General features: G+C 63.7%; 28 protein-coding genes and 1 pseudogene. 17 read left to right on the top strand and 12 right to left on the bottom strand.

Going from position 1 to position 25,658, the window contains the following annotated elements:
- Nucleotides 1-84 precede the first annotated feature (84 nt).
- Genes D3227_RS23110 through D3227_RS23100 form a run of 3 tightly spaced genes read left to right on the top strand, consistent with a single transcriptional unit; the run spans nucleotide 85 to nucleotide 2,941 of the window.
- Complete coding sequence (locus tag D3227_RS23110) at nucleotides 85-1,191, top strand: peptidase C39 family protein (RefSeq protein ID WP_120016598.1); 1,107 nt, start codon at nucleotides 85-87, stop codon at nucleotides 1,189-1,191.
- A complete protein-coding gene (locus tag D3227_RS23105; RefSeq protein WP_120016597.1) occupies nucleotides 1,188-2,651 on the top strand; it encodes a RimK family protein in 1,464 nt (487 codons plus the stop codon). Before D3227_RS23110 ends, D3227_RS23105 begins: the two co-directional genes overlap by 4 nt.
- A 17-nt stretch (nucleotides 2,652-2,668) precedes the next feature.
- Nucleotides 2,669-2,941: a DUF3303 domain-containing protein gene (locus D3227_RS23100; RefSeq protein ID WP_120016596.1), complete on the top strand. Its 273-nt coding sequence runs from the start codon at nucleotides 2,669-2,671 to the stop codon at nucleotides 2,939-2,941.
- 28 nt (nucleotides 2,942-2,969) lie between these two features.
- Here the strand turns inward: D3227_RS23100 and D3227_RS23095 are convergent, their stop codons facing one another.
- Nucleotides 2,970-3,896 (bottom strand): LysR substrate-binding domain-containing protein, encoded by a 927-nt coding sequence (locus D3227_RS23095; RefSeq protein ID WP_120016595.1) that lies wholly within the window; start codon nucleotides 3,894-3,896, stop codon nucleotides 2,970-2,972.
- A 110-nt stretch (nucleotides 3,897-4,006) separates the two neighbouring features.
- Between D3227_RS23095 and D3227_RS23090 the strand changes: the two genes are divergently transcribed.
- A complete protein-coding gene (locus tag D3227_RS23090) occupies nucleotides 4,007-4,897 on the top strand; it encodes a fatty acid desaturase family protein (RefSeq protein WP_120016594.1) in 891 nt (296 codons plus the stop codon).
- Nucleotides 4,898-4,905: 8 nt separating this feature from the next.
- On the opposite strand, the gene D3227_RS23085 is transcribed toward D3227_RS23090, so the two are convergent.
- Nucleotides 4,906-7,047, bottom strand: coding sequence for a putative bifunctional diguanylate cyclase/phosphodiesterase (locus D3227_RS23085; RefSeq protein WP_120016593.1), 2,142 nt, complete (start codon nucleotides 7,045-7,047; stop codon nucleotides 4,906-4,908).
- Between the two features lie 247 nt (nucleotides 7,048-7,294).
- On the opposite strand from D3227_RS23085, the gene D3227_RS23080 reads away from it, so the two are divergent.
- Complete coding sequence (locus tag D3227_RS23080) at nucleotides 7,295-7,987, top strand: hypothetical protein (RefSeq protein WP_147377657.1); 693 nt, start codon at nucleotides 7,295-7,297, stop codon at nucleotides 7,985-7,987.
- Nucleotides 7,988-8,030: 43 nt separating this feature from the next.
- On the opposite strand, the gene D3227_RS23075 is transcribed toward D3227_RS23080, so the two are convergent.
- Nucleotides 8,031-8,639, bottom strand: a complete 609-nt coding sequence (locus D3227_RS23075) for an HD domain-containing protein (RefSeq protein ID WP_120016591.1) — start codon at nucleotides 8,637-8,639, stop codon at nucleotides 8,031-8,033.
- On the bottom strand, nucleotides 8,639-9,499 hold the full coding sequence (gene ygfZ, locus D3227_RS23070; RefSeq protein WP_120016590.1) for a CAF17-like 4Fe-4S cluster assembly/insertion protein YgfZ: 861 nt from the start codon (nucleotides 9,497-9,499) through the stop codon (nucleotides 8,639-8,641). The genes D3227_RS23075 and ygfZ overlap by 1 nt, the downstream gene beginning before the upstream one ends.
- An 82-nt stretch (nucleotides 9,500-9,581) precedes the next feature.
- On the opposite strand from ygfZ, the gene D3227_RS23065 reads away from it, so the two are divergent.
- Nucleotides 9,582-10,913 (top strand): dihydroorotase, encoded by a 1,332-nt coding sequence (locus D3227_RS23065; protein WP_120016589.1) that lies wholly within the window; start codon nucleotides 9,582-9,584, stop codon nucleotides 10,911-10,913.
- Between the two features lie 51 nt (nucleotides 10,914-10,964).
- Nucleotides 10,965-11,192, top strand: a pseudogene (locus D3227_RS42840) (hypothetical protein).
- A 157-nt stretch (nucleotides 11,193-11,349) separates the two neighbouring features.
- Here the strand turns inward: D3227_RS42840 and D3227_RS23055 are convergent.
- The 4 genes from D3227_RS23055 to D3227_RS23040 form a co-directional block, all read right to left on the bottom strand.
- Complete coding sequence (locus tag D3227_RS23055; protein WP_167480808.1) at nucleotides 11,350-12,153, bottom strand: hypothetical protein; 804 nt, start codon at nucleotides 12,151-12,153, stop codon at nucleotides 11,350-11,352.
- Nucleotides 12,154-12,288: 135 nt separating this feature from the next.
- A complete protein-coding gene (locus D3227_RS23050) occupies nucleotides 12,289-12,546 on the bottom strand; it encodes a hypothetical protein (RefSeq protein ID WP_006202258.1) in 258 nt (85 codons plus the stop codon).
- Nucleotides 12,547-12,899: 353 nt separating this feature from the next.
- Nucleotides 12,900-13,271 carry a TIGR02301 family protein gene (locus D3227_RS23045; RefSeq protein ID WP_120016587.1) on the bottom strand — a complete coding sequence of 124 codons (372 nt, stop codon included), beginning with the start codon at nucleotides 13,269-13,271 and terminating at the stop codon, nucleotides 12,900-12,902.
- Between the two features lie 43 nt (nucleotides 13,272-13,314).
- On the bottom strand, nucleotides 13,315-13,749 hold the full coding sequence (locus D3227_RS23040) for an NUDIX hydrolase (protein WP_120016586.1): 435 nt from the start codon (nucleotides 13,747-13,749) through the stop codon (nucleotides 13,315-13,317).
- 113 nt (nucleotides 13,750-13,862) lie between these two features.
- Between D3227_RS23040 and D3227_RS23035 the strand changes: the two genes are divergently transcribed.
- Nucleotides 13,863-14,624 (top strand): SOS response-associated peptidase, encoded by a 762-nt coding sequence (locus D3227_RS23035; protein WP_120016585.1) that lies wholly within the window; start codon nucleotides 13,863-13,865, stop codon nucleotides 14,622-14,624.
- 128 nt (nucleotides 14,625-14,752) lie between these two features.
- Here D3227_RS23035 and D3227_RS23030 read toward each other — a convergent pair whose 3' ends face one another.
- Nucleotides 14,753-14,908, bottom strand: a complete 156-nt coding sequence (locus tag D3227_RS23030; protein ID WP_095086527.1) for a hypothetical protein — start codon at nucleotides 14,906-14,908, stop codon at nucleotides 14,753-14,755.
- Between the two features lie 383 nt (nucleotides 14,909-15,291).
- On the opposite strand from D3227_RS23030, the gene cysS reads away from it, so the two are divergent.
- The 8 genes from cysS to D3227_RS22990 all read left to right on the top strand — a co-directional run bounded on the left by cysS (nucleotide 15,292) and on the right by D3227_RS22990 (nucleotide 22,397).
- Nucleotides 15,292-16,725: a cysteine--tRNA ligase gene (cysS, locus tag D3227_RS23025; RefSeq protein ID WP_120016584.1), complete on the top strand. Its 1,434-nt coding sequence runs from the start codon at nucleotides 15,292-15,294 to the stop codon at nucleotides 16,723-16,725.
- Nucleotides 16,722-17,108 carry a VOC family protein gene (locus tag D3227_RS23020; protein WP_120016583.1) on the top strand — a complete coding sequence of 129 codons (387 nt, stop codon included), beginning with the start codon at nucleotides 16,722-16,724 and terminating at the stop codon, nucleotides 17,106-17,108. Before cysS ends, D3227_RS23020 begins: the two co-directional genes overlap by 4 nt.
- Before the next feature lie 6 nt (nucleotides 17,109-17,114).
- Entirely contained in the window at nucleotides 17,115-17,606 is a 492-nt protein-coding gene (locus D3227_RS23015) for a GFA family protein (RefSeq protein WP_120016635.1), read from the top strand.
- Complete coding sequence (locus D3227_RS23010; RefSeq protein WP_120016634.1) at nucleotides 17,603-18,079, top strand: GFA family protein; 477 nt, start codon at nucleotides 17,603-17,605, stop codon at nucleotides 18,077-18,079. The genes D3227_RS23015 and D3227_RS23010 overlap by 4 nt, the downstream gene beginning before the upstream one ends.
- Nucleotides 18,076-19,026 (top strand): prolyl aminopeptidase, encoded by a 951-nt coding sequence (gene pip, locus D3227_RS23005; protein WP_120016582.1) that lies wholly within the window; start codon nucleotides 18,076-18,078, stop codon nucleotides 19,024-19,026. The genes D3227_RS23010 and pip overlap by 4 nt, the downstream gene beginning before the upstream one ends.
- On the top strand, nucleotides 19,023-20,645 hold the full coding sequence (gene cimA, locus D3227_RS23000; protein ID WP_208646415.1) for a citramalate synthase: 1,623 nt from the start codon (nucleotides 19,023-19,025) through the stop codon (nucleotides 20,643-20,645). Before pip ends, cimA begins: the two co-directional genes overlap by 4 nt.
- Nucleotides 20,646-20,766: 121 nt before the next feature.
- The gene (gene rarD / locus D3227_RS22995; protein ID WP_120016581.1) at nucleotides 20,767-21,696 is read left to right on the top strand and encodes an EamA family transporter RarD; all 930 of its coding nucleotides are present in this window, start codon (nucleotides 20,767-20,769) and stop codon (nucleotides 21,694-21,696) included.
- 14 nt (nucleotides 21,697-21,710) lie between these two features.
- Nucleotides 21,711-22,397 carry a glutathione S-transferase family protein gene (locus D3227_RS22990; RefSeq protein WP_120016580.1) on the top strand — a complete coding sequence of 229 codons (687 nt, stop codon included), beginning with the start codon at nucleotides 21,711-21,713 and terminating at the stop codon, nucleotides 22,395-22,397.
- A 12-nt stretch (nucleotides 22,398-22,409) separates the two neighbouring features.
- Here the strand turns inward: D3227_RS22990 and D3227_RS22985 are convergent, their stop codons facing one another.
- Both D3227_RS22985 and D3227_RS22980 read right to left on the bottom strand, forming a co-directional pair.
- Nucleotides 22,410-23,408, bottom strand: a complete 999-nt coding sequence (locus D3227_RS22985) for a transporter (protein ID WP_120016579.1) — start codon at nucleotides 23,406-23,408, stop codon at nucleotides 22,410-22,412.
- A 168-nt stretch (nucleotides 23,409-23,576) separates the two neighbouring features.
- Nucleotides 23,577-23,867, bottom strand: coding sequence for a muconolactone Delta-isomerase family protein (locus D3227_RS22980; RefSeq protein WP_120016578.1), 291 nt, complete (start codon nucleotides 23,865-23,867; stop codon nucleotides 23,577-23,579).
- 117 nt (nucleotides 23,868-23,984) lie between these two features.
- On the opposite strand from D3227_RS22980, the gene D3227_RS22975 reads away from it, so the two are divergent.
- On the top strand, nucleotides 23,985-24,869 hold the full coding sequence (locus tag D3227_RS22975) for a LysR substrate-binding domain-containing protein (protein WP_120016577.1): 885 nt from the start codon (nucleotides 23,985-23,987) through the stop codon (nucleotides 24,867-24,869).
- A 64-nt stretch (nucleotides 24,870-24,933) separates the two neighbouring features.
- On the opposite strand, the gene D3227_RS22970 is transcribed toward D3227_RS22975, so the two are convergent.
- Nucleotides 24,934-25,545, bottom strand: a complete 612-nt coding sequence (locus D3227_RS22970; protein WP_120016576.1) for an LOG family protein — start codon at nucleotides 25,543-25,545, stop codon at nucleotides 24,934-24,936.
- Between the last annotated feature and the right edge of the window lie 113 nt (nucleotides 25,546-25,658).

Genomic DNA, 25,658 nt, shown 5'->3' with positions numbered 1-25,658 from the left:
GATCAATACCGGCGCTTCGGCTGGTATGACCGATGTTTCGACCAGGGCCGTTTCCACAACCCAATCAAGGTTTTCTGAGCCCGCATGCCTGCCGAGATCCGCAAGGCCCGCGCGTCCGACGTCGATGACCTCGCCGCCATCGAGAAGGCTGTTTTCGCAAGCGATCGCATCTCGCGCCGTTCCTTCCGCCAGCTGATCGAGCGCGAGACCGCAGAGATGCTGGTCGCTGAAAACGATGGCCGCATTGCCGGCTATGCGGTGGCGCTGTTTCGCAAGGGCAGCGGTGTCGCCCGGCTCTACTCCATCGCCATCGGCCCCTTCTTCGGTGGGATCGGCATTGGCCGCCAGCTGCTGGCGGCGGCCGAGGAGGCGGCCTTCGAGCACGACCGCATGTTGCTGCGCCTGGAAGTGCGCGAGGACAATGCCCGCGCCATCCGCATCTACGAGCAGGGCGGCTACCGCAAGATCGGTCGCGAGCCGGGCTACTACGAGGACGGCGCCACGGCGCTGCGCTACGAGAAGACCTTGCGCGGCGAGATTCCGGTCGCCACCGAAGTGCCGTTCTACCAGCAGACCTGCGAGTTCACCTGCGGTCCGTGCTGCCTGATGATGGCGATGGCCAATTTTGATGCCGGTTTCGTGCCCGATCCGGTCATGGAGATCCGCCTGTGGCGCGAGGCGACGACCGTCTTCATGATGTCGGGGCCGGGCGGCTGCGAACCGTTCGGCCTCGCCGTCTCCGGCCATGAAAGCGGGCTTGCGGCGGAGATCTACGTGTCCTTCTACGGCGCACTGTTCCTGCAGTCGGTGCGCAGCGAGGACAAGCGCCGTGTGATGGAGCTTGCCCAGGTCGACTTTCGCCGCCGCGCGGAACAATACGGCATCCCGGTGAATTACCGTCCATTCGCCCTCGACGATGTCCGCAGCGCGATCGCCGAGGGAAAGCTGGTGCTGGTGCTGATCAGCGGCTTCCTGATGTTCGGCAAGAAAGTGCCGCACTGGGTGTTGGCCATCGGCGACGACGGCGACCATATCCTGATCCACGATCCCTGGGTCGAAGACGAACGGCAGGAGACCATCCTTGATGCGGCCAACATTCCCGTGCCTTACGGCATCTTCATGAACATGGCGCAGTTCGGCCGCGACGGACTGCGTGCCGCCATCACTCTGGGGAAGCGCGACATAAAATGACCTGGGTCATACTAACAGGCAGGCAGAACGACCTCGACCAGGTGGCGACGCCACACAAGATCATCACCAACCGTGATTATCTTGCGCATCCGGCGCTGTTTCGCGGCCAGCGGCCAAAGGTGATCAACCTGTCGAACAACTACGGCTACCAGAGCCGCGGCTACTATGCCTCGCTGCTCGCCGGCTCGCGTGGCCACAAGGTCATCCCGACGGTCGAGACAATGATCGACCTGTCGGAGCGCAAGCTCTACGAGCACGCGCTGCCGGAGCTGGAACTGGCGCTGAACAAATGCCGCAAGGATCTCGGCGGCGTCTTTCCGGCCAAGGTCGCAATCTTCTTCGGCATCGGCCCGTCGAAAGTATGGGACCGTTTCGCCAAGCTCCTGTTCGACTGGTTCCGCGCGCCGGCGCTGGAGGTGCACATCAAGGACAGCGCCGAATGGGCCTCGATCCGCAAGATCGGCTTTCTTCCGCTGGCCAGGATGACCGAGGACGAAGAGGCCTTCTTCCTGCAGTGCCTGGAGACCTACACCAACCGCGAGTGGCGTGACACCAAGGGCCGCACCCCGGCGCGCTACACTTTCGCCACGCTGGTCGATCCGCACGAGGAACTGCCACCGTCGGAGATTTCCTCGCTGCGCTATTGGGCGAGGATCGCCGAAAAGATGGGCGTTGAAATCGAGCCGATCACCAGGAAGGATCTGGCCAAGCTCGCCAATTACGACGCGCTGTTCATCCGCGAGACCACCTCGATCTCCAACCACACCTACCGCTTCGCCCGCCGTGCACAGCAGGAAGGCATGCCCGTCATCGACGATCCGCTGTCGATGATCCGCTGCACCAATAAGGTCTATCTCAACGAGCTGATGACCTACAACAAGGTGCCGGTGCCGCCGACGGTGATGATCGCCGGCACCTCGGATCTCGAAGTGGCGGCGCAGACGCTCGGTTTCCCGCTGGTGCTGAAGATCCCGGATTCATCCTTCTCGCGCGGCGTCAAGAAGTGCGCCAACCTCGAAGAGCTGAAGACGCTGGCCACTGAATGGCTGGAGGATTCCGACCTCCTGATCGCCCAAAAGTTCATTCCGACCGAGTATGACTGGCGCGTCGGCGTGCTCGGCGGCCAGCCATTGTTTGCCGTGCACTATCTGATGGCCAAGAAGCACTGGCAGATCGTCAACCACAAGGCCAATGGCAAGCCCGACCAGGGCGGCATCAAGACCTTCACGCTGAAGGAGACGCCGCCGCATGTCGTCGAGACGGCGGTCATGGCAGCGCGCTGCATCGGCGACGGCCTCTACGGCGTCGACCTCAAGGAGACCAAGGATGGCGTCTTCGTCATCGAGGTCAACGACAACCCCAATCTCGACCATGGCTGGGAAGATTCCGGCGAGAAGGACGAGGTCTGGGTGCGGCTGACGCAATGGTTCCTGGAACGGCTCGATCGGCCAGGGCGGTAATTCACCGAGGGGAAAAGATGCAGTTCATCGTAATTGAGGATTTTACCGGCTGCGATCGCAAGGAGATCTACCGTCGCTTCCGCGACCGTGGCCGCCTGAAGCCGGACGAACTTCTCGTGCACCATAGCTGGATCGCTGCGGATATGAGCCGCTGCTTCCTGCTGGTTGAGGCCGATGACGTCACCTTGCTTCAACGCTGGGTCATCGAATGGGCGGATCTGGTGGAGTTCGAGATCGTTCCCGTGGCGACGAGCAAGGACATGACAGAGACATTGAGCGGGCACCTCTGACCGGTGCAAACCGGCGCCGGCTGTCGGGTCACCGAGGGATCAGCGACGGCGAACCCACCGACCGCTGGCACTCGTCGGTCAGCCATGTCCTGAACGCCGCCACCACCTCGCGCCGGATGCTTCGCTGCGGGATCGTCAGGCAATAGGTCTGGCTGAGTTCGAGCGCCCGCGCGACGGGCCTGACCAGCTTGCCGTCTTCGAGCGCCTCGGCGCAGTAGATGCCTTGCGCGAGCGTGACGCCGAGGCCGGAAATAGCCAGGTCGAGCGCCGCCCGCGACGAGTTCGCCGACAGGCCGCGCTGCCCGGCCTGCCCGGGCGCCATGCCGGCGGCCCCGAACCAGTTGCGCCAGGACGGAAAGGATGCGCCGGTCGGTCCCCAATCCGTATGGATCAATGGAAGGCGGGCGAGGGTACTTTCCGAGCTGCCGATCTCGCGGGCGATGCCTGGCGCACAGACCGGATAGACGGCATCCCTGACGATCTCCTCGGTGACCTCGTCGCGATAATGGGAACGCCCATAAGACAGCCGGATGTCGATCAGGTCGTGGTCGAACGACACCGGATCGTCTTCGCCCCTGAGAGCGATGTCGACCGCGCCATGGCCGACGACGAACTTCGCCAGCCGCGTCGACAGCCAGCCCATCGCCATCGAAGGCGGCACCGAGACGACCAGCCGCGACCGCAGCTCAGCACCGCCCAATTCGCGCGACACGCTGCCGATCTCCTCGAAAGCCGTCGTCAGCCTGGGCAGCATCTCGCGCCCCGCATCGGTCAGCACGGCGCGGCGGTTCACGCGCAGAAACAGCTTGCGGCCCATCTGCTCCTCGACGGTGCGGATGAGCTGGCTGACCGCGGCCGCGGAAACCGAAAGCTCCTCGGCCGCCGCGGCAAAGCTGCCGCAGCGCGCCGCCGCCTCGAAAGCCTGCAATCCGCGCAAGGATGGAAGTGCGACCATGTCCACCAACAGATAAGTTCAGCTTATCTATCTGTCAGGATTCCTCGTTTTGCGAAAGCTATATTGTCGATTAGGGTCTTCCGATCGGCAAGCAGGGGAACGGAACACCAATGGATCATCGCGACGTGATCGCATCGTTGACGCAGCAGCAGCGTGACCGGCTGACCGCCAAGTCGGACCGCCTCGGGCTGGCTCAACTCGCCGCGCATTGGGGCGCGATCGTCGCCCTCGGCGCGCTGATCGCCGCGAAAGTGCCGTTCTGGCCGCTGCTGATGCTGCCGCAGGGCATATTGATCGTGTTCCTGTTCACGCTGCTGCACGAGACGATCCATCGCACCGCCTTCGAGACGCAGCGGATGAACGATCTGGCGGCGCGCGCCGCCAGCCTGGCGATCGCGCTGCCGGCGGACTGGTTCCGCTATTTCCACTTCGCGCACCATCGTTTTACCCAGGATCCCGAGAACGACCCGGAACTCGCCTTTCCCAAACCGGAAACCTGGCGGCAGTACCTTGTCCACGTCTCCGGCATTCCAGTGTGGTGGGGGCATGTCAAGACGCTCTACCTCAACGCCACCGGCCAATGCAGCGGCAGCTACGTGCCGCCGAAAGGCCATCCTAAGGTGCGCGCCGAGGCGCGCGCCATGATCGCCTTCTATGCCGTCCTGCTCATGCTGGCGCTATGGTTCAAGGCGACGGTGCTGCTCTACGTCTGGATCGTGCCGGCGCTGCTCGGACAGCCGTTCCTGCGCCTCTATCTGCTGGCCGAGCATGGCCGCTGCCCGCTGGTCGCCAACATGCTGGAGAATACCAGGACGACGCTTACCAACTGGTTTGTCCGCAAGCTCGCCTGGAACATGCCCTACCATGCCGAGCATCATGCCTATCCGGGTGTGCCCTTCCATCAGCTGCCGCAGTTTCACGCCCTGATCGAGCGCCATCTCAAGGAGATCGAGAACGGCTATGTCGGCTTCCACGAAAAATACATCGAGACGCTGCGCTGACGGCGGCTTCACCCGGACTGGCGCAGCGCCATCCCTGATCTCAGCAGCCGGTTGATGTTCGCTGCCTTCGACGGCACGCCGATCAAATAGCCCTGTGCCTCGACGCAGCCTGCCTCGCGCAGCATGTCGAGCTGCGCTTCGGTTTCGACGCCTTCGGCGGTGACCGTGATGCCGAGCTGCGCGCCGAGCCCGATGACCGTGCGCACGATCGCTGCCGTGTCGCGATTGTCGATGTCTCGGATGAAGGAACGGTCGATCTTGATCTTGTCGACGGGAAAGCGCCTGAGATAGCCGAGCGACGAATAGCCGGTGCCGAAATCGTCGAGCGCGATGCGGATGCCGAGGTCGCGCAATTGGCTGAGCGTCTTCAGCACCGTGTCGCTCTCGTCCATCAGCACCGTTTCGGTGATTTCCAGCTCGAGCCGGTCGGCCGGCACGCCAGAAAACGCCAGCGCCGAAATCACGCTGCGGGCGAAGGTGCCGCTTTTGAGCTGCACCGCCGAGACATTGACCGCAATGCGCATCGCATGCGGCCAGCCGGCGGCCACAGTGCAGGCTTTTCTCAGCGCCCAGTCGCCGAGTTGCACGATCAATCCGGTTTCTTCGGCGGCCGGGATGAAATCGTCGGGCGATACCAGGCCGCGCGCCGGTGAACGCCAGCGCATAAGCGCTTCCGCGCCGACGATGTCGCCGGAGGCGATGTTCATGATCGGCTGGAAATCGAGCTCGAATTCGCGCCGCGGCAGCGCCGCCTCGAGGTCGGTTTCGAGCACCCGACGCTCCCGCACCATGGCGTCCATGCCGGGTTCGAAGAAACGGTAGACGTTGCGGCCTTCGCTCTTGCCCCGATAGAGCGCCATGTCGGCATTCTTCAGCAGCATGTCGGCGTCCTTGCCGTCGTCCGGGTAGAGTGCGATGCCCAGGCTGATGCCGATATGCATGTCGCGGCTCTTGTCACGATAGGGCTTGCCAATGACCTCGACGATGCGCCTCGCCAGGCGTTCGGCATCGGCCGCGCCTTTGACGTTGAACTGGATGATGGCGAACTCGTCGCCGCCGAAGCGAGCGACCACATCCGTCTCGTTGCGCAGGCAGCGCATCAGGCGCTCGGCCACGCATTTCAGCAGCCAGTCGCCGGCCGGGTGCCCGAACGTATCGTTGACGGCCTTGAAGCGATCGAGGTCGAGCGAGAAGATCGCCAGCGGCGCGACCATGGACTCGCTCAGGGCCTGGTCGAGGCGCTCGCGGAACATCGAGCGGTTGGGCAGGTTGGTCAGCGTGTCGTGATGCGCAAGATGCGTCATGCGCTCTTCGGCGCGGCGGCGTTCGGTGATGTCGTCGAAGGTCGCCACCCAGCCGCCGCCGGCAAGCGGCCGGCGCGCTATCAGAAGGGTCCTGCCATCGGCAAGGCTGCGGTGGGTTGAACGCGATTCGCCGGCCTCCAGGCAGGCCATGGTCTTCGAAATTTCCCCGTCGATATCGATCTCGGCATAGATGCCGAGACGCACCAACTGCACCAGCAACTCGCGGTGGCTCATGCCGAGCGGGAAGTCGGCCGGTGCGACGTGATAGAGATCGAGGAAACGCTGGTTGCGCACGATCAGCCTAGCGTCGGTGTCATACATCAACAGGCCTTGCGACATGTTGGCTAAGGCGGCGTCGAACCGGCGGTGCTGTTCTTTCAGCTCCTGCCCGGCGTGCCGCTGCTCGGTGATGTCCTCGTAGATCGACACCCAGCCGCCGGACGCCAGCGGCCGGTGCGAGATATTGACGATGCGCCCATCCGACAGAACTTCCTCGTAGGTCGAGGCCCTGGCCTGGTCGATATAGGGTTTGCGGATGGCATAGAGCTCCTCGGCGCTGTGCGAGGCGACGCCGATGTCGACGCTGTGCTGGAGGATGTCGAAGAAGCGTATGCCGGGCCGCACGATCGCCGCGTCGAGGCAGAAGATGCCGAGATAGTTGCCGTTGCAGATGATCATCCGCTCGTCGGCGTCGAACATGCACAGCCCGTGCGACATGTTCTCGACGGCCGCCGAGAAGCGCTCGTTCTGGTCGCGCAGCTGGTCTTCGATCCGCCGTGGCTGGCCGATGCTTCCGGCGCTCCGCCTGCGCGCGGGCGAACCAGCCTTGACGTGTGCGACGGGCATGTAGGCGCCTGCGGACCGTGATCTGACACGGTACTGTGGTAGTCGCCGGTTAATTTAGCGTTCGTTCAGTCAGCCGAATGCACGGTAACCGTTGCCTGACGTGCGGAGCGTCCCTTTTGGACGCGTGCTGGTGCGGGGATCTAAAGGTTCCAGCATTTCAACTTTGATCGACCAGAATAAGGGCGATTTAAGGGGGCGACTCTATCAAGTATTCAGAAATTTATTTCTTGGGGGAAGAAATTAGGCGATGCTAAAATTGTTTCAATCAGGAAGCTGCGGCCCTATCGCTTATTTTTGCTTGCTTGTCCTTCTTCTGGCATTCGACTTCGCCAAGGGGCCGATTGAAACATTCCTCGTCCGAACCACGGAGGGCATGCAGCAACAGATCAGTGCCGCTGACGGCGAGAAGCTGCGGCAAGCGCAGGAGTCTTTCGTCAATGGGCTGAGAACCGGCAAACCCCCGATGGGCAAGGACGGAGCCTGGCGAGATCAGGTGCAAAACCACGCCTCGGCTATGGTGGCGGAAGCGCTGGCAATGGAAGCAAAGCGAACAGCTGCCGGATCGCTCTATGTTGTGATATTGATCGCGTTGGGCTTCGCGACGTTGGTTGCGATCATATGGCTGGTGTTCGCGCGGCTGCGCGACATCGGCTGGCCGGCCCGGGTAGGCTTTGCCGTCCTTGCACCAAAGCTTGCCCTTTCGCTTTACCGCGGAGACCTGCCCCCGCTGGCCTTCGATGCCCTTCACTACGGCTTTTTCGCCGCCCTGATCGTTCTGGGCTGCATTCCAGGTGGCTTTGGCACCCGCACGCCGTTCGAACCCGACACGAGGGCGCCGGCCGGACCTGAAACAAGGATGCCGATCAAGTCCGAGACGAAAGCGGCGAGCGCACCGCCGGTTTCGCGTGTTGCAGGGCAATTCGGCAAACGAGGCGCATAGACCGGACACGGCGGCGTCGGCCGGAGTTCTATCCCGGTCGATGCTACCGCTGCTTTTCAAGCGCCGCGTAACGCTTGAGGAATGCGGCCTGCGCCCAGGTCACCGAGCGTGGCGTGAAATCGAAGCGGTCGGCGTTGAAGCCGCGCGGGCGGCCGAAAAACTCCGTCGCCTCGCGAGTGGAGAAGCCGGCAAGCAGCGTCGCCTCGTAATAGGCGGCGATCTGGTCGGCGCGCTTGATCTCCTTGCGCAGGCCAGAACCGAGTTCCGCCGGCAGCGAAAAGCGCAGATGGATGGCGCGCTGCAGCCTCAGCTCGCAGTCCTTGTAGGAGCCGCCCATCACCGATTTGAACGGCGAGATCATGTCGCCGATGACATATTCCGGCGCATCGTGCAGCAGCGCCGCCAGCCGGGCACCGGCCGAAGCTGCCGGCACCAGTTCGGAAAACAGCGCCTCGACCAGCAGCGAATGCTGGGCAACCGAAAGGGCATGCTCGCCGCTGGTCTGGCCATTCCAGCGGGCAACGCGGGCAAGCCCGTGCGCGATGTCGGATATCTCGATGTCGAGCGGCGAGGGGTCGAGCAGGTCGAGCCGCCGTCCCGACAGCATGCGCTGCCAGGCGCGTGGCGGCGCCCCGGCACGATCGGCCGCCATCAGGCCTCCTCCGCGCCGACAGCATCCTGCGGAAAGCTGAACTTCGCCCAGGCCGGGACGGCGAGCGAAACTGCGACGTCGCCTGCCATGACCGACTGTCCCGCGTCGAGCGCCGCCTTGACCCGATCGATGCGAGCAATGGCGAGACCTGCGGCCCCTTGGGTCGAGCCGAGCGTTCCAACCGGCCGTCCGGAGACCGTCAGATCCGTGCCGGGCGCGGGCAGGGGAGCTTGCGCCGAGGCGATCAGCACGCGGCGCCTGGCAGTGCCGCGATGCTGCATGCGCGAGACCACCTCCTGGCCGACATAGCAGCCTTTCTTGAAGCCGACGCCGCCGGTCTCGTCGAGGAGCACGTCATGCGGAAAGGCATCGCCGAGCGCGTAGTCGCTGCCGCTTTCGGCAATGCCGTGGGCGATGCGCAGAACCTGCCATGCGGCGGCATCGCCGCCCTCGGCCGCGCCGCCATATCCGCGCCTGACGGCAATGTCGCGGAAGCGCGTGTCGGAAACTTCAGTTGAATCAGAGCGTGAAGCGGTTGAATCACTTCCCCACGCGACGCTGACAAGTGCCTTATCGGCCTTGGCAATCTCAACCTTGGCGCGCAAGCGGTAGAGCATCAGCCGGCGAACGAAATCGTCGGCAACGTCGGCACGACAATCGAGCCGCAAGGCATCCTCTCCATTACGCGAAATCAGAAAATCGAACAGAATCTTGCCCTGCGGCGTCAAAAGCGCACCCGGTTTTGCTTCGCCGGCAGCCAGCGCGTCGAGATCGGTGGTGAGGATGTTCTGCAAGAAATTCTCGGCGTCCGGGCCTGACACGGAAATGAGCGCGCGGTCTTTCAGCAGGGCAAAGGGCATGGGCGGAAACGAACCTGATCTTGCAAAACGGTCGGCCTTTACGTAAGCCGCTGATACTCCCCCCGCAAGAGACCGGACGCCCATGGCCAGCACCTACGACCTCATCCTGACAGGCGGCACGGTGGTCAACCATGACGGCGAGGGTTTTCGCGATGTCGGCGTGAAGGACGGCCGTATCGCGGTAATTGGCGATCTCGGCCAGGCCTCCGCCGGCGAGACGATCGACTGCCGTGGCCTGCACATCCTGCCCGGCGTCGTCGACAGCCAAGTGCATTTCCGCGAACCGGGGCTGGAGCACAAGGAAGATCTGGAGACAGGCTCGCGCGCGGCGGTGCTCGGTGGCGTCACCGCTGTGTTCGAGATGCCCAACACCAACCCGCTGACCACCAGCGAGGCGGCACTTGCCGACAAAGTGAACCGCGCCTCCGGCCGCATGCATTGCGACTTCGCTTTTTGGGTCGGCGGCACGCGCGACAATGCCGGAGATGTCGGCGACCTCGAACGGCTGCCGGGCGCGGCAGGAATAAAGGTGTTCATGGGTTCGTCGACTGGCGATCTGCTGGTCGAGGACGACGAAGGGGTCGCCGCGATCCTCAGAAACACGCGCCGCCGCGCAGCCTTCCACTCCGAGGACGAGTTCCGGCTGCGCGAGCGGTTGGGCGAGCGCATCGAAGGCGACCCGTCCTCGCACCCGGTCTGGCGCGACGAGATCGCAGCGCTGCGCTGCACCGAGCGCCTGGTGCGCATCGCCCGCCAGGTGCGCGCCCGCATCCACGTGCTGCATATTTCGACGGCGGAAGAAATCCTCTTCCTTGAACAGCACAAGGACGTCGCCACCTGCGAGGCGACACCGCACCATCTGACGCTCGCCGCCGACGACTATGCGCGGCTGGGCACGCTGATCCAGATGAACCCGCCGGTGCGCGCCGCACGCCACCGCGACGGCGTCTGGCACGGCATTTCGCAAGGCATCGTCGACGTGCTCGGCTCCGACCATGCTCCGCATACGCTGGCCGAGAAGGCAAAGCCCTATCCGGCCTCACCATCGGGCATGACCGGCGTGCAGACGCTCGTGCCGATCATGCTCGACCACGTCAATGCCGGCCGCCTGACCCTGCAACGCTTCGTCGATCTCTCCAGCCACGGTCCGCAGCGCATCTTCGGCATGGCCAGGAAAGGCCGCATCGCCGCCGGCTACGACGCCGACTTTACCATAGCCGACCTGAAGCGCCGCGAGACCATCACCAACGCGCAGGCGGGGTCAAAGGCTGGTTGGACGCCTTATGACGGCAAGCAAGTGACTGGCTGGCCGGTGGGCACAATCGTGCGCGGCCGGCGTGTGATGTGGGACGGCGAGATCGTCACGCCCAGCCAGGGCAGGGCGGTGGAGTTCTCCGAGGCGCTGGCGGGCTAGGCATCCACGGCGTTGGATTTGTTAAGCGCTCTGCACTATGTCGAGAGCGCTATGAATGCAGAAATCGCGCCAATGATTGTCCCTGCTGAGTTCCCGGAACTCCAGGCGCTCGCCTGGAACCGCGGCGCGGCGCGCCCGATTCCAGCCGAATAGGCATTTGCGCTGTACGAGCGCATTTGGCGTTTTGTCGATCAAAAGTGCCTTACGGCGCGTGAAAAACTGCTTATCCAGAATCTGGCCAAAAAATTCGGTCATGGCGTGCTTTTGACCACCAGCTGAGGTTTCGTTCCTCTCCTGATCTTCTGCTCGCAGTTGCAAATGGATGCTCACGTGGCGGCCGATGCGATTTCGTTGCTTCGGCAGGAAGGCATTCGCATCTGGCTGGATACGGATATCGACAGCGACATTATCCATCCGCGTCGACAGCTGACGAAGCTCAATCCCCGGCGACGAAGAACATCCACTGGCCGGCGGGCGTGATGCCGACACGGTAGAAGATGTAGGCGCCGAATTGTTTCATGCCGTCAAAGTCGCCGGCGGTGACGATCTTGAACAACTCGACGCGCTGCTTGGCGTCGAGCTTGTCGAGCGGCAGCGCGAAGAAATACGGCCAGACATAGAGTTCTTGCGGCGTGCCTGCATCGACATGGACGTAGCCGGCGCTGAGCACCTCTTCCATGATGGCCAGAATCTCCTGGCCCTCGCCATCGCCGGACAACCCCTTGAGGAAGGCGATCGGGTCGCCGTCGATGTCGCCCAGCGACAATTGCGTCATCTGATCACCCGTGCCGATCAAGGGCCTGAGCTTTTCTACGTCGCCGCTCCGGCAGGCCTCGACGATCAGATCGTGCATGCGCCTGACCGGCTCGGGCAGCTTGGTGAGGTCGTAGACGACTTCCGGTGGGGGCGTATCCGGGTCGGTGCGCGGGTTGGCCACGCCGCCATCGTTCGCAGGTCCTTCCGGCTCGCTCTTTTCGGGCTCGTCGGCGGGCGTCGGCTCCTTGGCTGCGGGCGGGGTCGTGCCGAGCGGATCGGGCGCCGGCACGGCGCTTCCGGGCGGGGCAATGTCGTCATCGGCGGGTGGCGTGATGGGCGAGGGAAGCTCCTCACGCTTGATTTCGCTCAGCGCGTGAGCCGGGCTGGTCGTGAGACAGAGCGCCAGCGGAATCGCGGCGCAGAAGGCGGCGAGCCAGATGCTGTAAACCAGGCCCCGCGGCTGGCCTGACGTCGAAAAATTCACCGCCTGCCTCTCCATGCTGCCCAGGCTTTCCGGGGCAGTTCAAGCGCCCCGACCCTGTCCGGATGTTCCGGGCATGATGCCCAAACGGTGCGCCATCGTCAAAGAACCGTACGTCGTTTAAGGGACGCGCGGCGCCTAGTGTCGCAGCCGCTCCGGCTCGAAAGCGCCAGCGACCACCTTTTCACGCATGCGGTCGAGCAGGGCAAGGGCCGATGTTTCGCCATTGGCGCGCAGCATCTCGCCGAAAGCGGTTTCCAACGCCGCCTCGGCAATGATCTCGGGCTCGATTCCGGCCGACAACCCTTCCGCCCAGGCCTCGCTGTGGCTTTCCACGGCAGTCAGGCGCTTTTCTTCCCTGACCAACGCGTCGATGTCGTTGACGGCATGTTCCATTGCGATGTCCACCCTTTTCAAGCGGCGATCCGTGGGTGCGGATCAGGCTTGGGCTGTCCCTTTCATGCGCAGGTCTCAGTAACTATTTGTAAATACGACATTTTTTTGGTCGTGCTCTACAAAGTCCGTCGCGTTGCAAAAACCTGCCTTCGATCGTTTTCAAACTTAGCCGATTAGACCGGCGAGCGGCATCAAAACCTTCAGTTTGAGTTAATTCCACATCTGCGCCGTAACGTTTCGTTAATATAGTTGCAGAAGTGCAACATCAGGATTGCACCAAGACGTCGGTGGACACAAGCAGGGAGCGGTGAAAAGCCTGTTGGTATCGAACGGGACAGCGACCCGGATGCCGGTCAGTTGCCGTAGCGCGAGGCGATGTCGCGCGTCAGCGTCTCGCCTTCCTTGGTGTAGCGACTGATGGCTTCTATCGCCGACGCCGTGCATTGCGTGTAGGTGCCGCCGAAGGAGCGGTAGCCGCGGTTGAAGCTGGCGATGAAGCGGGCGCGTCGCTCGGGATCGGGATTTTCCGAATCAAGCAGCTTTTCCATCTCGACCCGCCACTGGTCGCCCTTCTCGCCGCAGAGGTTGCGCAGGAAGTGCAGGGAGCCCAGAACCTCCGCCAGCCGCATCAGCCCAGGCTCGAACGGCGCCTCGGTGGCTAAAGCCGGCCGCGCTGCGGTGCTGGCGGCGAGGCATGCGGCGAGAAACAGCGAGGCACGTGTCATCAGGCTTTGTGGCCAAACAATTTGTCGCCCGCAAGACGATTTCTCATGGCCGGGCGCCAGCACCCTTGCCGGCGCCGAGCAACTGTTCCGCCACGGCAAACACCGCATCGGCGAGCGGCAACGCGGTCATCTCGGTGAGCGTATAGAAGGCAGCGGTCTCGGCATCGTCGCTGGCCATCGCTTCGCCGCCGGCATGGGTGGCGCCGAACACCGTCAGCAGATAGTCGACCGGGTGGTTCTCGCCGCTGCCGTCGACGTGGATTTCGCGCAGCGGCTGGTAGCCGTTCGCGCGCAGACCGGTTTCCTCCAGCAATTCGCGGGCTGCCGCTTGCGCAAGCGTCTCTCCGGGCTCGACCTTGCCGCCCGGAAAGGCATAAACCCCTTGCGAAGGCGGCCTTGCCCGCTTGACCAGCAACACCGTGTCGCCGCGCACGACGGCAACCGAGACTGCTGGAAGTGTCTTTCGCTTCTCGTCCATCAAATCCTCGATCTGCAGCCCTTGTGGACCAGCAGGAAGCAAACAGCTTTAGCGGTTGCGCAACGCCGGTTCCATCGCCACTTTCGCGTCTGATCAATTCAACGGGCTTGCCAATGTGCGGACGCTTTGCCTTGACCGCGACGCCGGATCAGACCGCCGCTCTTCTCGGCCTGGCGGAACTGGAGGATTTTCCGGCGCGCTACAACATCGCGCCGACGCAGCCCGTCCTGATCACGCTCGCGGGGTCGCCGCGGATGCCGGGCTCGAACCTGCCGGACCGGCAGGCGATGCTGGTGCGCTGGGGGCTGATCCCGGCCTGGGTCAAGGACACCAGGGAGTTTCCGCTGCTGTTTAACGCCCGCTCGGAAGGGGCGGTGGAAAAGGCTTCATTTAAAGCCGCCATGCGCCATCGCCGCGCTCTGGTGCCGGCTTCGGGCTTTTACGAGTGGCGGCAAACAGCTGGCAAGAAAGGCCAGCCCTACTGGATCCGTCCGAAACATGGCGGGCTCGTCGCCTTCGCCGCGCTGGTCGAGACCTATGCCGAGCCGGGCGGTTCCGAGATGGACACCGGCGCCATCCTGACCGTCCATGCCAATGCCGACATCGCCCATATCCATGATCGCATGCCGGTGGTGATCGCGCGTGAGGATTTCGACCGCTGGCTGGACTGCCGCACGCAGGAGCCGCGCGACGTGGCCGACCTGCTGAAGCCCGCACAGCCAGATTTCTTCGAAGCGATTCCCGTATCCGACCTCGTCAACAAGGTCGCCAACACCGGGCCGGAGATTCAGGAGCGGGGCGTGGTCGGGCCGGAACCCGAGAAGGTCAGGCGCCAGAAGCCCGGCGCGGACGACAGTCAAATGACCTTGTTTTAGAGCATGATCCCGAAAAGTGGTTCTGGTTTTCGGGAAAGATCATTCTCAATCAAAGAGACAGAAGCCGTTGTTTTCAGGCGCGCTTCAACGTCTCTGTTGCCGGCGCTCGGCGCCGGCTACATGCCTGTTCAGGCAGCCCGCGGCGACACGATCTTCTGCGCCGGCTTCTTCTTCTTCGCGGTGTGGAGAAGGGCAGCGACGATAGCGGCCGGGCCGATCGCGCGGTAGTGGCTGGCGAGCGCCGGTTGCTTGGCGCGGTTGGATTCCTGCTTGGTTCGGGGCATTGCTCTCTTCCCTGGTAACATTTCCGTGTCTGCATTTGATGGCCGATTCCGACCAAATCGTGACATCTGGTGACCTAGCCGGCGAATGTTTCATGACTGTGCCGACATGTTTAAGAAAGTGTTTCAGTGCCTCATTTCCTGTGATCCACCGACTCTTTTGCCTGTTGTTGCGACTTGACGGCAACACCGGGCAAGGCGATAAAGCCGCGCATGAAAACGTTTTTCGCCATTTGTGGCATTTGCATTATTGGCTAGCCTCGCGCTGGTCCGGACGTTTTCGCCTCATCTTTCCCCAGATTGGACAAACGCCCCGGCCAGCAGGCTGGAATCCGGTTTGCGTGTCGGCGCAAGCCCATCCAAACTCACGGACCGGGAAGGCACGCATGTCTGACGCATCGAAGGGTCTCAGCCTCTACAACACGCTGACGCGGACCAAGGACGAGTTCGTTCCGATCGATCCGCTGAACGTGCGCATGTATGTCTGCGGCCCGACGGTCTATGACTTTGCCCATATCGGCAATGCGCGACCGGTGATCGTCTTCGATGTGCTGTTCCGTTTGCTGCGTCATCTCTACGGCGAAAGCCACGTCACGTATGTGCGCAACATCACGGATGTCGACGACAAGATAAATGCGCGTGCGCTGCGCGATTTCGGCGACGAGATTGCTTCGGGAAAACTCTCGCTCAACGAGGCGATCCGACGCGTCACCGAAAAGACCGCCGACCAGTACCACAAGGATGTGGCGACGCTGGGCTGCCTGGAGCCGACGGTCGAGCCACGCGCCACCGAATTCGTCGAGCCGCGTGCCGACGGCAAGGCCGACATGATCACACTCATCGAGCGCCTGATCGGGCGCGGCCATGCCTATGTCGCGGCGGGCGAAGTGCTGTTCGATACCGCCTCGATGCCCGATTACGGCCAGTTGTCGAAACGCAATCTCGACGAACAGCAGGCCGGCGCGCGCATCGCCGTCGATACGCACAAGAAGAACCCGGGGGACTTTGTCTTGTGGAAACTGTCCTCGCCGGAAGAGCCGGGCTGGGACAGCCCATGGGGCAGGGGGCGTCCGGGCTGGCACATCGAATGCTCGGCCATGTCGGCCGCCTATCTCGGCGAGGTCTTCGACATCCATGGCGGCGGGCTCGACCTGATCTTCCCGCACCACGAGAACGAGATCGCCCAGTCGCGCTGCGCCCACGGCACCGCGGTGATGGCCAATGTGTGGATGCACAACGGCTTCCTGCAGGTCGAGGGGCAGAAGATGTCGAAGAGCCTCGGCAATTTCTACTCGATCAACGAATTGCTGGAGACATCGACCTTCGGCGGCCGCAAATGGCCGGGCGAGGTGCTGCGGCTGGCAATGCTGATGACGCATTATCGCGAGCCGATCGACTTTTCGGTGCGCAAGCTGGAGGAGGCGGAGAACACGCTGCGCAAATGGAAGCGCGCGGCGGACCTGGCGCCGGCGGCGGGGCAACTGCCGGCGGCGGTCGTGGCGGCGCTGTCGGACGATCTCGCCACCTATGCCGCCTTCCAGGTCCTGACGCAGCTTGCCGGCGAGGCGGTGGAAGGCAATGATGCCGCCGCTGCGCTGAAGGCCTCTCTTGTCTTCCTCGGCTTCGATGTCGGTGCGGCCAAGGTCGACGAAGGCGCGATCGCCAAGGCCATTGCCAGACGCCTCGAACTGATCGCCGCCAGGAACTGGGCCGAAGCCGACCGCATCCGCGACGAGCTTCTGGCGCAAGGCGTGCAGTTGAAGGACGGCAAGGACCCGGTCAGCGGCGAGCGCATCACCACCTGGGAGGTAAAAAGATGATTGACCATCTCGGCATCACCGTTTCGGATTTCGACGCCTCGAAGGCTTTCTACGACAGGGCGATGGCGCCACTCGGCGCGTCACTTCTTTACATGGTGCCGCTGGAATACACCGGCGGCGCCAAGGTTGGCGGCTATGGCCGCGACCGGCCGGTGTTCTGGCTGAGCAGCGGCAAGGACAGACCGAGGGACCACCAGCATGTTGCCTTCACCGCGCGCAGCCGCGCCGAGGTCGATGCTTTCCATGCCGCGGCCCTCGCTGCCGGCGGCAAGGACAATGGTGGGCCGGGCCTGCGGCCGCACTACCATCCGAATTATTACGGCGCCTTCGTCTTCGATCCCGACGGCAACAATGTCGAAGCCGTCTGCCATGATCCGGAGTGAGAGATGATGAGCCTCGATAACCGGCCGGTCTACACAGGCGGCTGCCAGTGCGGTGCGGTGCGCTTCCGCGTCGAGGGTACGCTCGGCGATGCCTCGATCTGCCATTGCCGCATGTGCCAGAAGGCGAGCGGCAATTTCTACCTGCCTCTGGTGTCTGTTCGCGGTGCGAAGGTAGACTGGACGCGTGGCGATCCCAAGCGCTTCCGCTCGTCCAACGCCGCCTGGCGCGGCTTCTGCGCCGATTGCGGCACGCCGCTGACCTTCGAGGCGCCCGATGGCATGGCGCTGGCGATTGGCGCCTTCGATGATCCGGCAGGCATCGCGCCGACCATCCAATGGGGCACCGAGGCAAAGCTGCCCTATGTCGATGCCATCCCGCGATTGCCGGGCGAGGACACGTCGGCCGACATCTCGTCCGCCCCCTATCTCGCCGAGCTTGTCTCTTATCAACATCCCGACCACGACACCGAGCAATGGCCGCCAGAGGAAAGATCATGACCGAGACCGTTCGAACCGGCGGCTGCCAATGCGGCGCCGTGCGTTTCCGCATCAAGGGGGCGCTCGGGCGCCCGTCCGTCTGCCATTGCCGCATGTGCCAGAAGCAGTTCGGCTCCTTCTTCGGTGCCCTGGTGACGGCGCCCAAGGACGGCGTCGAATGGGTGCGTGAGGAGCCGAGCTACTTCCAGTCGTCGGTCAACATCGATCGCGGCTTCTGCGCCCGTTGCGGCACGCCGCTGACCTACCGCCAACCCGGCGGGCTGGAGATCGCCATCGGCGCCTTCGATGACCGCTCCGACCTGGCACCGCAGATCCAGGTCAATTACTCCGCGCGGCTGCCCTGGGTGGAAAAGATCTTTGAGGCACCGGTGCATGACGATCCCGATTACTACGCCAGGCAGGAGCAGATCATCTCCTTCCAGCATCCGGATCACGAGACGGCCAACTGGCCGCAGCAGGGCCTGAAACTATGAGCTTGCGTACCCTCTATCCGGAGATCGAGGCTTACGAGTCCGGCATGCTCGATGTCGGCGACGGCCATCAGATCTATTGGGAGCGCTCCGGCACCAAAGGCGCGAAGCCCGCGGTGTTCCTGCATGGCGGACCGGGCGGCACCATCTCGCCAAAGCACCGGCGCCTGTTCGATCCAAAACTCTACGACGTCGTCCTGTTCGACCAGCGCGGCTGCGGAAAATCGACGCCCAACGCCTCGCTGGACGCCAATACCACCTGGCATCTGATCGCCGACATCGAGCGGCTGCGCGCAATGTGCGGCTTCGACAAATGGCTGGTGTTCGGCGGCTCCTGGGGCTCGACGCTGGCGCTCGCCTATGCCGAGACGCATCCCGATAGGGTCAGCGAAGTGGTGGTGCGCGGCATCTATACCCTGACCCGCGCCGAGCTCGAATGGTACTATCAATTCGGCGTCTCCGAGATGTTCCCCGACAAATGGGAGCGTTTTTTGGCGCCGATCCCCGAGGCCGAACGGGGCGACATGATGGCCGCCTACCGCAAGCGGCTGGTCGGGTCCGACCGCAAGGCGCAGGTCGAGGCCGCGCTTGCCTGGAGCCTGTGGGAAGGCGAGACGATCACGCTGTTGCCGGAGCCGGAGACCAGCGGCAAGTTTGGCGAGGACGACTACGCCGTCGCCTTCGCCCGCATCGAGAACCATTACTTCATCCATGCCGGCTGGCTGGAGGAAGGGCAACTGCTGCGCGACGCCTGGAAGCTGAAGGACATCCCCGGCACCATCGTCCACGGCCGCTACGACATGCCGTGCCCGGCGCGCTATGCCTGGGCGCTGCACAAGGCCTGGCCGAAGGCGGATTTCCATCTGATCGAAGGCGCCGGCCATGCCTACTCGGAGCCCGGCATCCTCGACCGGCTGATCCGGGCGACCGACCAGTTTGCAGGGAAATGATCATGGCTCGCGAGCGCCTCTTCTTCTTCGACACAACCCTCCGCGATGGCCAGCAGACGCCGGGCATCGATTTTTCCGTCGAGGACAAGATCGCCATCGCCAAATTGCTGGACGAGTTCGGCATCGACTATGTCGAGGGCGGCTATCCTGGCGCCAATCCGACCGACACGGGCTTCTTCCAGCAGAAGCGGACGCAAAGCGCTAAATTCGTCGCCTTCGGCATGACCAAGCGAGCAGGGGTGTCGGCCTCCAACGACCCAGGCCTTGCAGCCCTTGTCCAGTCGAAGTCCGACGCCATCTGCTTTGTCGCCAAGAGCTGGGACTATCATGTCCGCGTCGCGCTCGGCTGCACCAACGAGGAGAACCTCGAGTCCATCCAGGCTTCCGTCAAGGCGGCGACCGGTGCCGGCAAGGAAGCGATGGTCGATTGCGAGCATTTCTTCGATGGCTTCAAGGCCAATGCCGACTATGCGCTGGCCTGCGCGAAAACAGCTTACGATGCCGGAGCGCGCTGGGTGGTGCTGTGCGACACCAATGGCGGCACGCAACCCTCGGAAGTGCGCGTCATCGTCGAGAAGGTGATTGCATCCGGAATCCCTGGCGACCATCTCGGCATCCATGCCCACGACGACACCGGCCAGGCGGTGGCGAATTCGCTGGCCGCCGTCGAGGCCGGCGTGCGCCAGATCCAGGGCACGCTGAACGGCATCGGCGAGCGCTGCGGCAACGCCAATCTGATCTCCATCGTGCCGACGCTGGCGCTGAAGCCGGCCTTCGCCGACCGTTTCGAGACGGGCATTTCGGCCGAGGCACTGACCGGCATATCCAGGCTTTCCCGTGCCTTCGACGAACTCTTGAACCGCGCCCCTGAAGCGCAGGCGCCCTATGTCGGCGCCTCCGCCTTCGCCACCAAGGCCGGCATCCATGCCTCGGCGCTGGCCAAGGAGCCGGCGACCTATGAGCACATTCCTCCGGAAATGGTTGGCAACCGCCGTCGCGTCATGGTCTCGGACCAGGGCGGCAAGGCCAATTTTCTCGCCGAGCTGAAGCGGCGCGGCATCGATGTGCCGCGAGACGACCACCGGCTCGACGCGCTGATTGCGGTCGTCAAGGAGCGCGAGGCCGAGGGCTATGCCTACGAAGGCGCCGACGCCTCGTTCGAGCTTCTGGCGCGCAAGATGCTGCATGGCCTGCCGGAGTTCTTCAACGTCACCTCGTTCCGCTGCATGGTCGAGCGCCGGTTCGACGCCAACGGCCAACTCAAGACGGTCTCCGAGGCGATCGTCAAGGTGCTGGTCGACGGCGAGGAGAAGATGTCGGTGGCCGAAGGCCATGGCCCGGTCAACGCGCTCGACATCGCGCTGCGCAAGGATCTCGGCAAATACCAGAACGAGATCGCCGATCTCGAGCTTGCCGACTTCAAGGTGCGTATCCTCAATGGCGGCACCGAGGCGATCACCCGCGTGCTCATCGAATCGCATGATGCGACCGGCGCCCGCTGGTGGACGGTCGGCGTCTCGGAAAACATCATTGACGCCTCCTTCCAGGCGCTGATGGATTCGATCGTCTACAAGCTGATGAAGAACCGCGACATGGCGGGGCTGGTGGCGGCGGAGTGAGGTTCTGCGAAGGCAGCCGCAGGGTAGGGCTGCGAGCCACTTGAACCATCAGCGAAAGTCCATTGATCCATCAGTAATTTGCGATGGTCTTGGGCAAGCCGCTGGCGCATAGCGTTGGGCCATGGCAACCGAAACAGCTCACCTCGACGAAGACGCCAAGGCCCGCCGCGGCTTTCTGCTGGCGCTGGGCGCCTATCTCCTGTGGGGGATGCTGCCCTTCTACATGAAGGCGGTGGCGCATCTGCCGCTTATCGAGGTCATCGCCCACCGCATCGTCTGGTCGGTGCCGATCGCCGCCGCCGTTCTGGTCTGGGCCGGCCGCACCGCCGATTTCAAGGCTGCGATCCGTTCGCCGCGCAGCATTGCCATGGCGGCGCTGACGGCAACGCTGATTTCGGTCAACTGGGGCATCTATGTCTGGGCGATCGCCGTCGACCGCACCGTCGAGACCGCGCTCGGCTATTACATCAATCCGCTGGTGGTGGTCGTGGTCGGCGCGGTGCTGCTCGGCGAGCGGCTGGACCGGCTGCAGATCGCGGCGGTGATGCTGGCTGCGGTCTCGGTCACGGTGCTGACCTTCGAGGGCGGCAAGCTGCCCTGGGTGTCGCTGGCGCTGGCCTTCTCTTTCGCCGCCTACGGTTTCTTCCGCAAGACGCTGCCGATTGGCCCGAGCCAGGGCTTTCTGCTCGAAGTGCTGCTGCTTTCGGTGCCGGCACTTTGCTACATCGCCTACCTGATCGCCACCGGGCAGGACCATTTCGTCTCCGGCACCACCAACGACACCGCACTGCTCGTCGGTTGCGGCCCAGTGACGGCGGTGCCGCTGCTGCTGTTCGCCTTTGGCGCCAGGCTGCTGCGCCTCTCCACCATCGGCATCATGCAGTACATCGCGCCGACCATGGTGTTCCTGATTGCGGTGCTGGTTTTCGGCGAGCCGTTTGGCAACGTCCAGGCTATTGCATTCGGCCTGATCTGGACAGCGCTGGCGATGTATAGCTGGTCGATGTTCCGCGGCCGCGAGATCCGGCCGGCGGCACCGGCAGCTCGGTAGGCAAGGGGTTTCCGATGTACGTTCTGCATATCGCCAACAAGAACTATTCGTCATGGTCGCTGCGGCCGTGGGTGCTGATGCGTACCCTCGACATCCTGTTCGAGGAGCGGCTGACGCCGTTCCCCACGGGATCAAGCTGGGACCTGTACCGGCCGTTCTCGCCCAGCGGCCGGGTGCCGTGCCTGGTCGACGAGGGCTGGGCTGTCTGGGATTCCCTGGCCATCGTCGAATATCTCGCCGAGCGCCACCATGGCGTCTGGCCTGTCGAAGCCAAGGCGCGCGCCTGGGGGCGCTCCGCAGCCGCCGAGATGCATTCGAGCTTTACTGCGCTGCGCAATCTATGCCCGATGAGTTGCGGTCTGCGCGTCGAGCCATTTGCGATGTCCGATGCGCTGAAGCACGATCTTTTCCGCCTCGGCGACCTGTGGAATGACGGCCTTGCCCGCTTCGGCGGGCCGTTCCTGGCCGGCGATCATTTCACTGCTGTCGATGCCTTCTTTGCCCCGGTGGCGTTTCGGGCGCAGTCCTATGGCCTGTCATTCGAGGGCGCGGGCGCTGACTATCCGGCGCGATTGCTCGACCTGCCGGCGATGCGTGAATGGTATGAAGCAGGCCTTGCCGAGGCGTGGCGCGAGCCCGACCATGAGGCGGAAGTTCGCGCCGCCGGCACAATCACAAGGGATCTTCGCGCCACGGCGTAGCAGGACGCTGCGCTACATCCGCCCAAGCCGCCTGACGAAGAGATAGACGGCAGCGGCGACAAACAGCGCCACTGCCGTCACAACCCAGAATCCCATCGGCGTGTCGACCAGCGGCAGGCCGCCGACATTCATGCCGAACAGGCCCGAAATGATGGTCATCGGCAACAGCACCGCCGTCATGACAGACAGTATGTAGAGCAACTGGTTCGACTGCATCGTCAGCTTGGCCATCAGCTCGTCCTGCAGCAGCCGCGTGCGGGCCTGCAATTGTTCGCCGTCATGGTAGAGCGTATGCGCCCGGTGCGAGAGGCGTGCGGCCATGTCATTGATCGCATCGGGCAAATCGTTGCGATGCGAATGGTCGAGATGCCGGAACAGGCTGGTCAGCGTCGCCATCTGCCGGTGGATGACCACCAGTTGCCGGCGTGCGGCGACCAGCGACTGCCGCTCGCTGTGCCATGCGTCGCACACGATGCGGTCTTCGATGCCGTCGAGCGTCTCGGAGAGGCCGCCGAGTTCCGCGGCCATGCCGTCCAGCGACTGGCCCATGACCGCCTCGATCAGTTCGGCCGGCGAGCGGAATTTTCGCGTGCCGTTCTCGACCGCCTTGCGGATGGTATCGACGGACTGCAGCGGCTGCTTGCGGGCGCCGATCAACATCGTTTCGTTAAGGGCGAAGCGGAAATGGCCGAGCCCGCGCGCCTCCGCCGAATAGTCGTGGCGCAGATCCGGCAGGTCGCCATAGAGCCAGTCGTCCTCGAGGTCGATGTGGCAGCCATGGCTGGCGGTCAGGAAGGCCTCGCGCACCGGCGGCGGCAAGGCCTGCTCGGACGCGATTTCATGGCGCGCGCGCATGTCGGACAGTTGGTAGCTGCGCCAGGTCCATTGCGCTTGCGCCACATCCTTCGTTCGCACGCCCTCGGCGGTGAAATGATAGAGGAAGAATAGCCCGTGCTCGTCGGGCAGGTAGGGAGACAGGTCGCTGCCTTCCGGGTTGAGAGCGATGTTCATGGTCGCTTCGCCAAATGCGGGTTTCCAAGGCAGCCCGCACGGGCAGGCTGCGAAATTCCTAGCATGCGGCAGCCCGGTTTCGTGTGACGGTTTCTTGACAGCCGATCACAGCGTGGCGAGCGCCGGCCGACGGCGGCGAGCGCCGCCAGCAGCGCCGTTTGATGCCGTTCAGCGCTTCGGGCCGAAGCCGGGATAGGGGTTGAGTGGCACCACCGCGGCAATGTCCATCATGCCGGCCTTGACCAGCGGCAAGGTGGCGAGATGGCCGCGCACGTCGGCATCGCTGCCGGCCTCGAACATCATGCCGCTGCCCGGAATGTCGCCGCGGTTCCACACCTGGCGCACCGCACCTTCGGCATAGAGCGTGCGGCGCTGTTCGGCTTCGCCAGGCAGCAGCGGCGCGAAATCGGCGTCGCTGAACTTTTCGGTGTTGCGGGTGAGAAGGGCAAAGAACTGCATGGCGGTTTCCTGTGGTTTCCGGTTTGGAATGGCGACAGTGTCGCCGTCACTGGTCAGACTGTCCAAGACTGATTAGGCTAAAGTTCAGACCTGAGAGGAATAGATTCAGGAGTAAAAATGTTCGACCTGCGCCAGCTTCGCTATTTCGTTGCCGTGGCCGAGGCGGGCAATGTCGGCCGCGCCGCCGAACTGCTGCATATCTCGCAGTCGCCCTTGAGCCGGCAGATCATGCAGCTCGAGGCGCAACTGGGTGTCGCCTTGTTCGAACGGGCAAAGCAGCGGGTTCATCTCAATGCCGAGGGCAAGGCTTTCCTTACCGAGGCCCGCGCCCTGCTGGCCAATGCGCGGCGCTTGGAGGAGCTCGGCCGCGACCTTGCGAGCGGTGCTGCCGGCCGTCTCGCCATCGGCTATGTCGAGGGCGCGGTGCATGCCGGGCTGGTCGCCGGCATGCTCAGGCAGTTCCGCCGCGATAGGCCCGACTTCCATCTGCGATTGATGAGCCAGCGCTCGGCAGCGCAGGTCGAGGGGCTGCGCCGGCGCACGCTCGACCTCGGCCTCGTCTATTCGCCGCCGGCCGATGATGATCCCGACATTTCCTCGTTGCTCGTCAGGCGCGAGCCGCTTTTGCTGGCGATGCCGCAGGGCGATCCGCTTGCCGATGTCGCCGACATCCTTGCGCATCATCTCGACGGCCGCACCTGGATCACCGTGGTGCGCCAGCCCGAAGATACCAATCGCGGCCAGTTCCTCGCTGCCTGCGCCAAGGGCGGCTTCGTGCCCGACATCGCCTACGAGACGGCCGATCCGCTGACTTCCCTCGGCCTGGTCAGCGCCGGGCTCGGCCTGGCGACGGTGCAGGCCAGCCTGCAAAGCGCCGCACCACCCGGGATCGTCTTTCGCGACTTGCCCTGGTTTGAGCGCAGCGTCTCGATCCATCTCGCCTGGCGGCGCCAGGACAAGCGCGCGGTGATCGCGGATTTAAGGAGGGCAGTAGGGCAGTAGGGCACAGTAGGGTGTGGGTGTCAGGAGCTCACATACTGCCTTACTGCCCTACACCCTTACTCCCCTACATCTTGTCTATCACCGACTGCACACCCTCGGTAGGCGCATCGACAGACGATCCCGCCACCATGATGGCGGCGACGATCGCTTCTGGGTCTTCGACCACCAGCGGTTTGACCCGCTGTGCGGTGTGGATGAAGCCTTCAGCCGACATATGGTCGAGCAGCGAAAGCATCGGATCCCAGAACCCCTTGATGTTGGCGAACACGATCGGCTTGCGGTGATGGCCGAGCTGGCCCCAGGTCATGATCTCGACGATCTCCTCGACCGTGCCGATGCCGCCCGGCAGCGCCACAAAGGCGTCGGATTTTTCGAACATCCTGTGCTTGCGCTCGTGCATGTTGTCGGTGATCACGAGCTCGTCGAGCCGGTCAAGCGCGGTTTCGGTTGCTTCCCTGTTGATCAGGAAGCGTGGAATGATGCCCGTCACCTTGCCGCCGGCCTTGAGCGCGCCCTCGGCGACGGCGCCCATGATGCCTTTGGTGCCGCCGCCATAGATCAGCCGCAGGCCGGATCTGGCGAGCGAGCGGCCGAGCAGATGTCCGGCCTTGGCATAGGTTTCATCGCGGCCCGGAGACGAGCCGCAATAGACGCAGACGGATCGAATCGTGTTCATGTAGTGATTGGTGATAGGGACGGCAGACGGGGTCAAGCCCGGGCGGGCTTTTTCTTGTCGGACTCGCCAAAACAGGCTAGACCGGCGTTAGGTGGCTAAGGGGCAGGGAGACT

The sequence above is a fragment of the Mesorhizobium waimense genome (genome assembly GCF_003601975.1).
GTDB lineage: Bacteria > Pseudomonadota > Alphaproteobacteria > Rhizobiales > Rhizobiaceae > Mesorhizobium > Mesorhizobium waimense.
The sequence above is the reverse complement of the archived record's forward strand: the minus strand, read 5'-3'. Positions and strand labels throughout refer to the sequence as shown.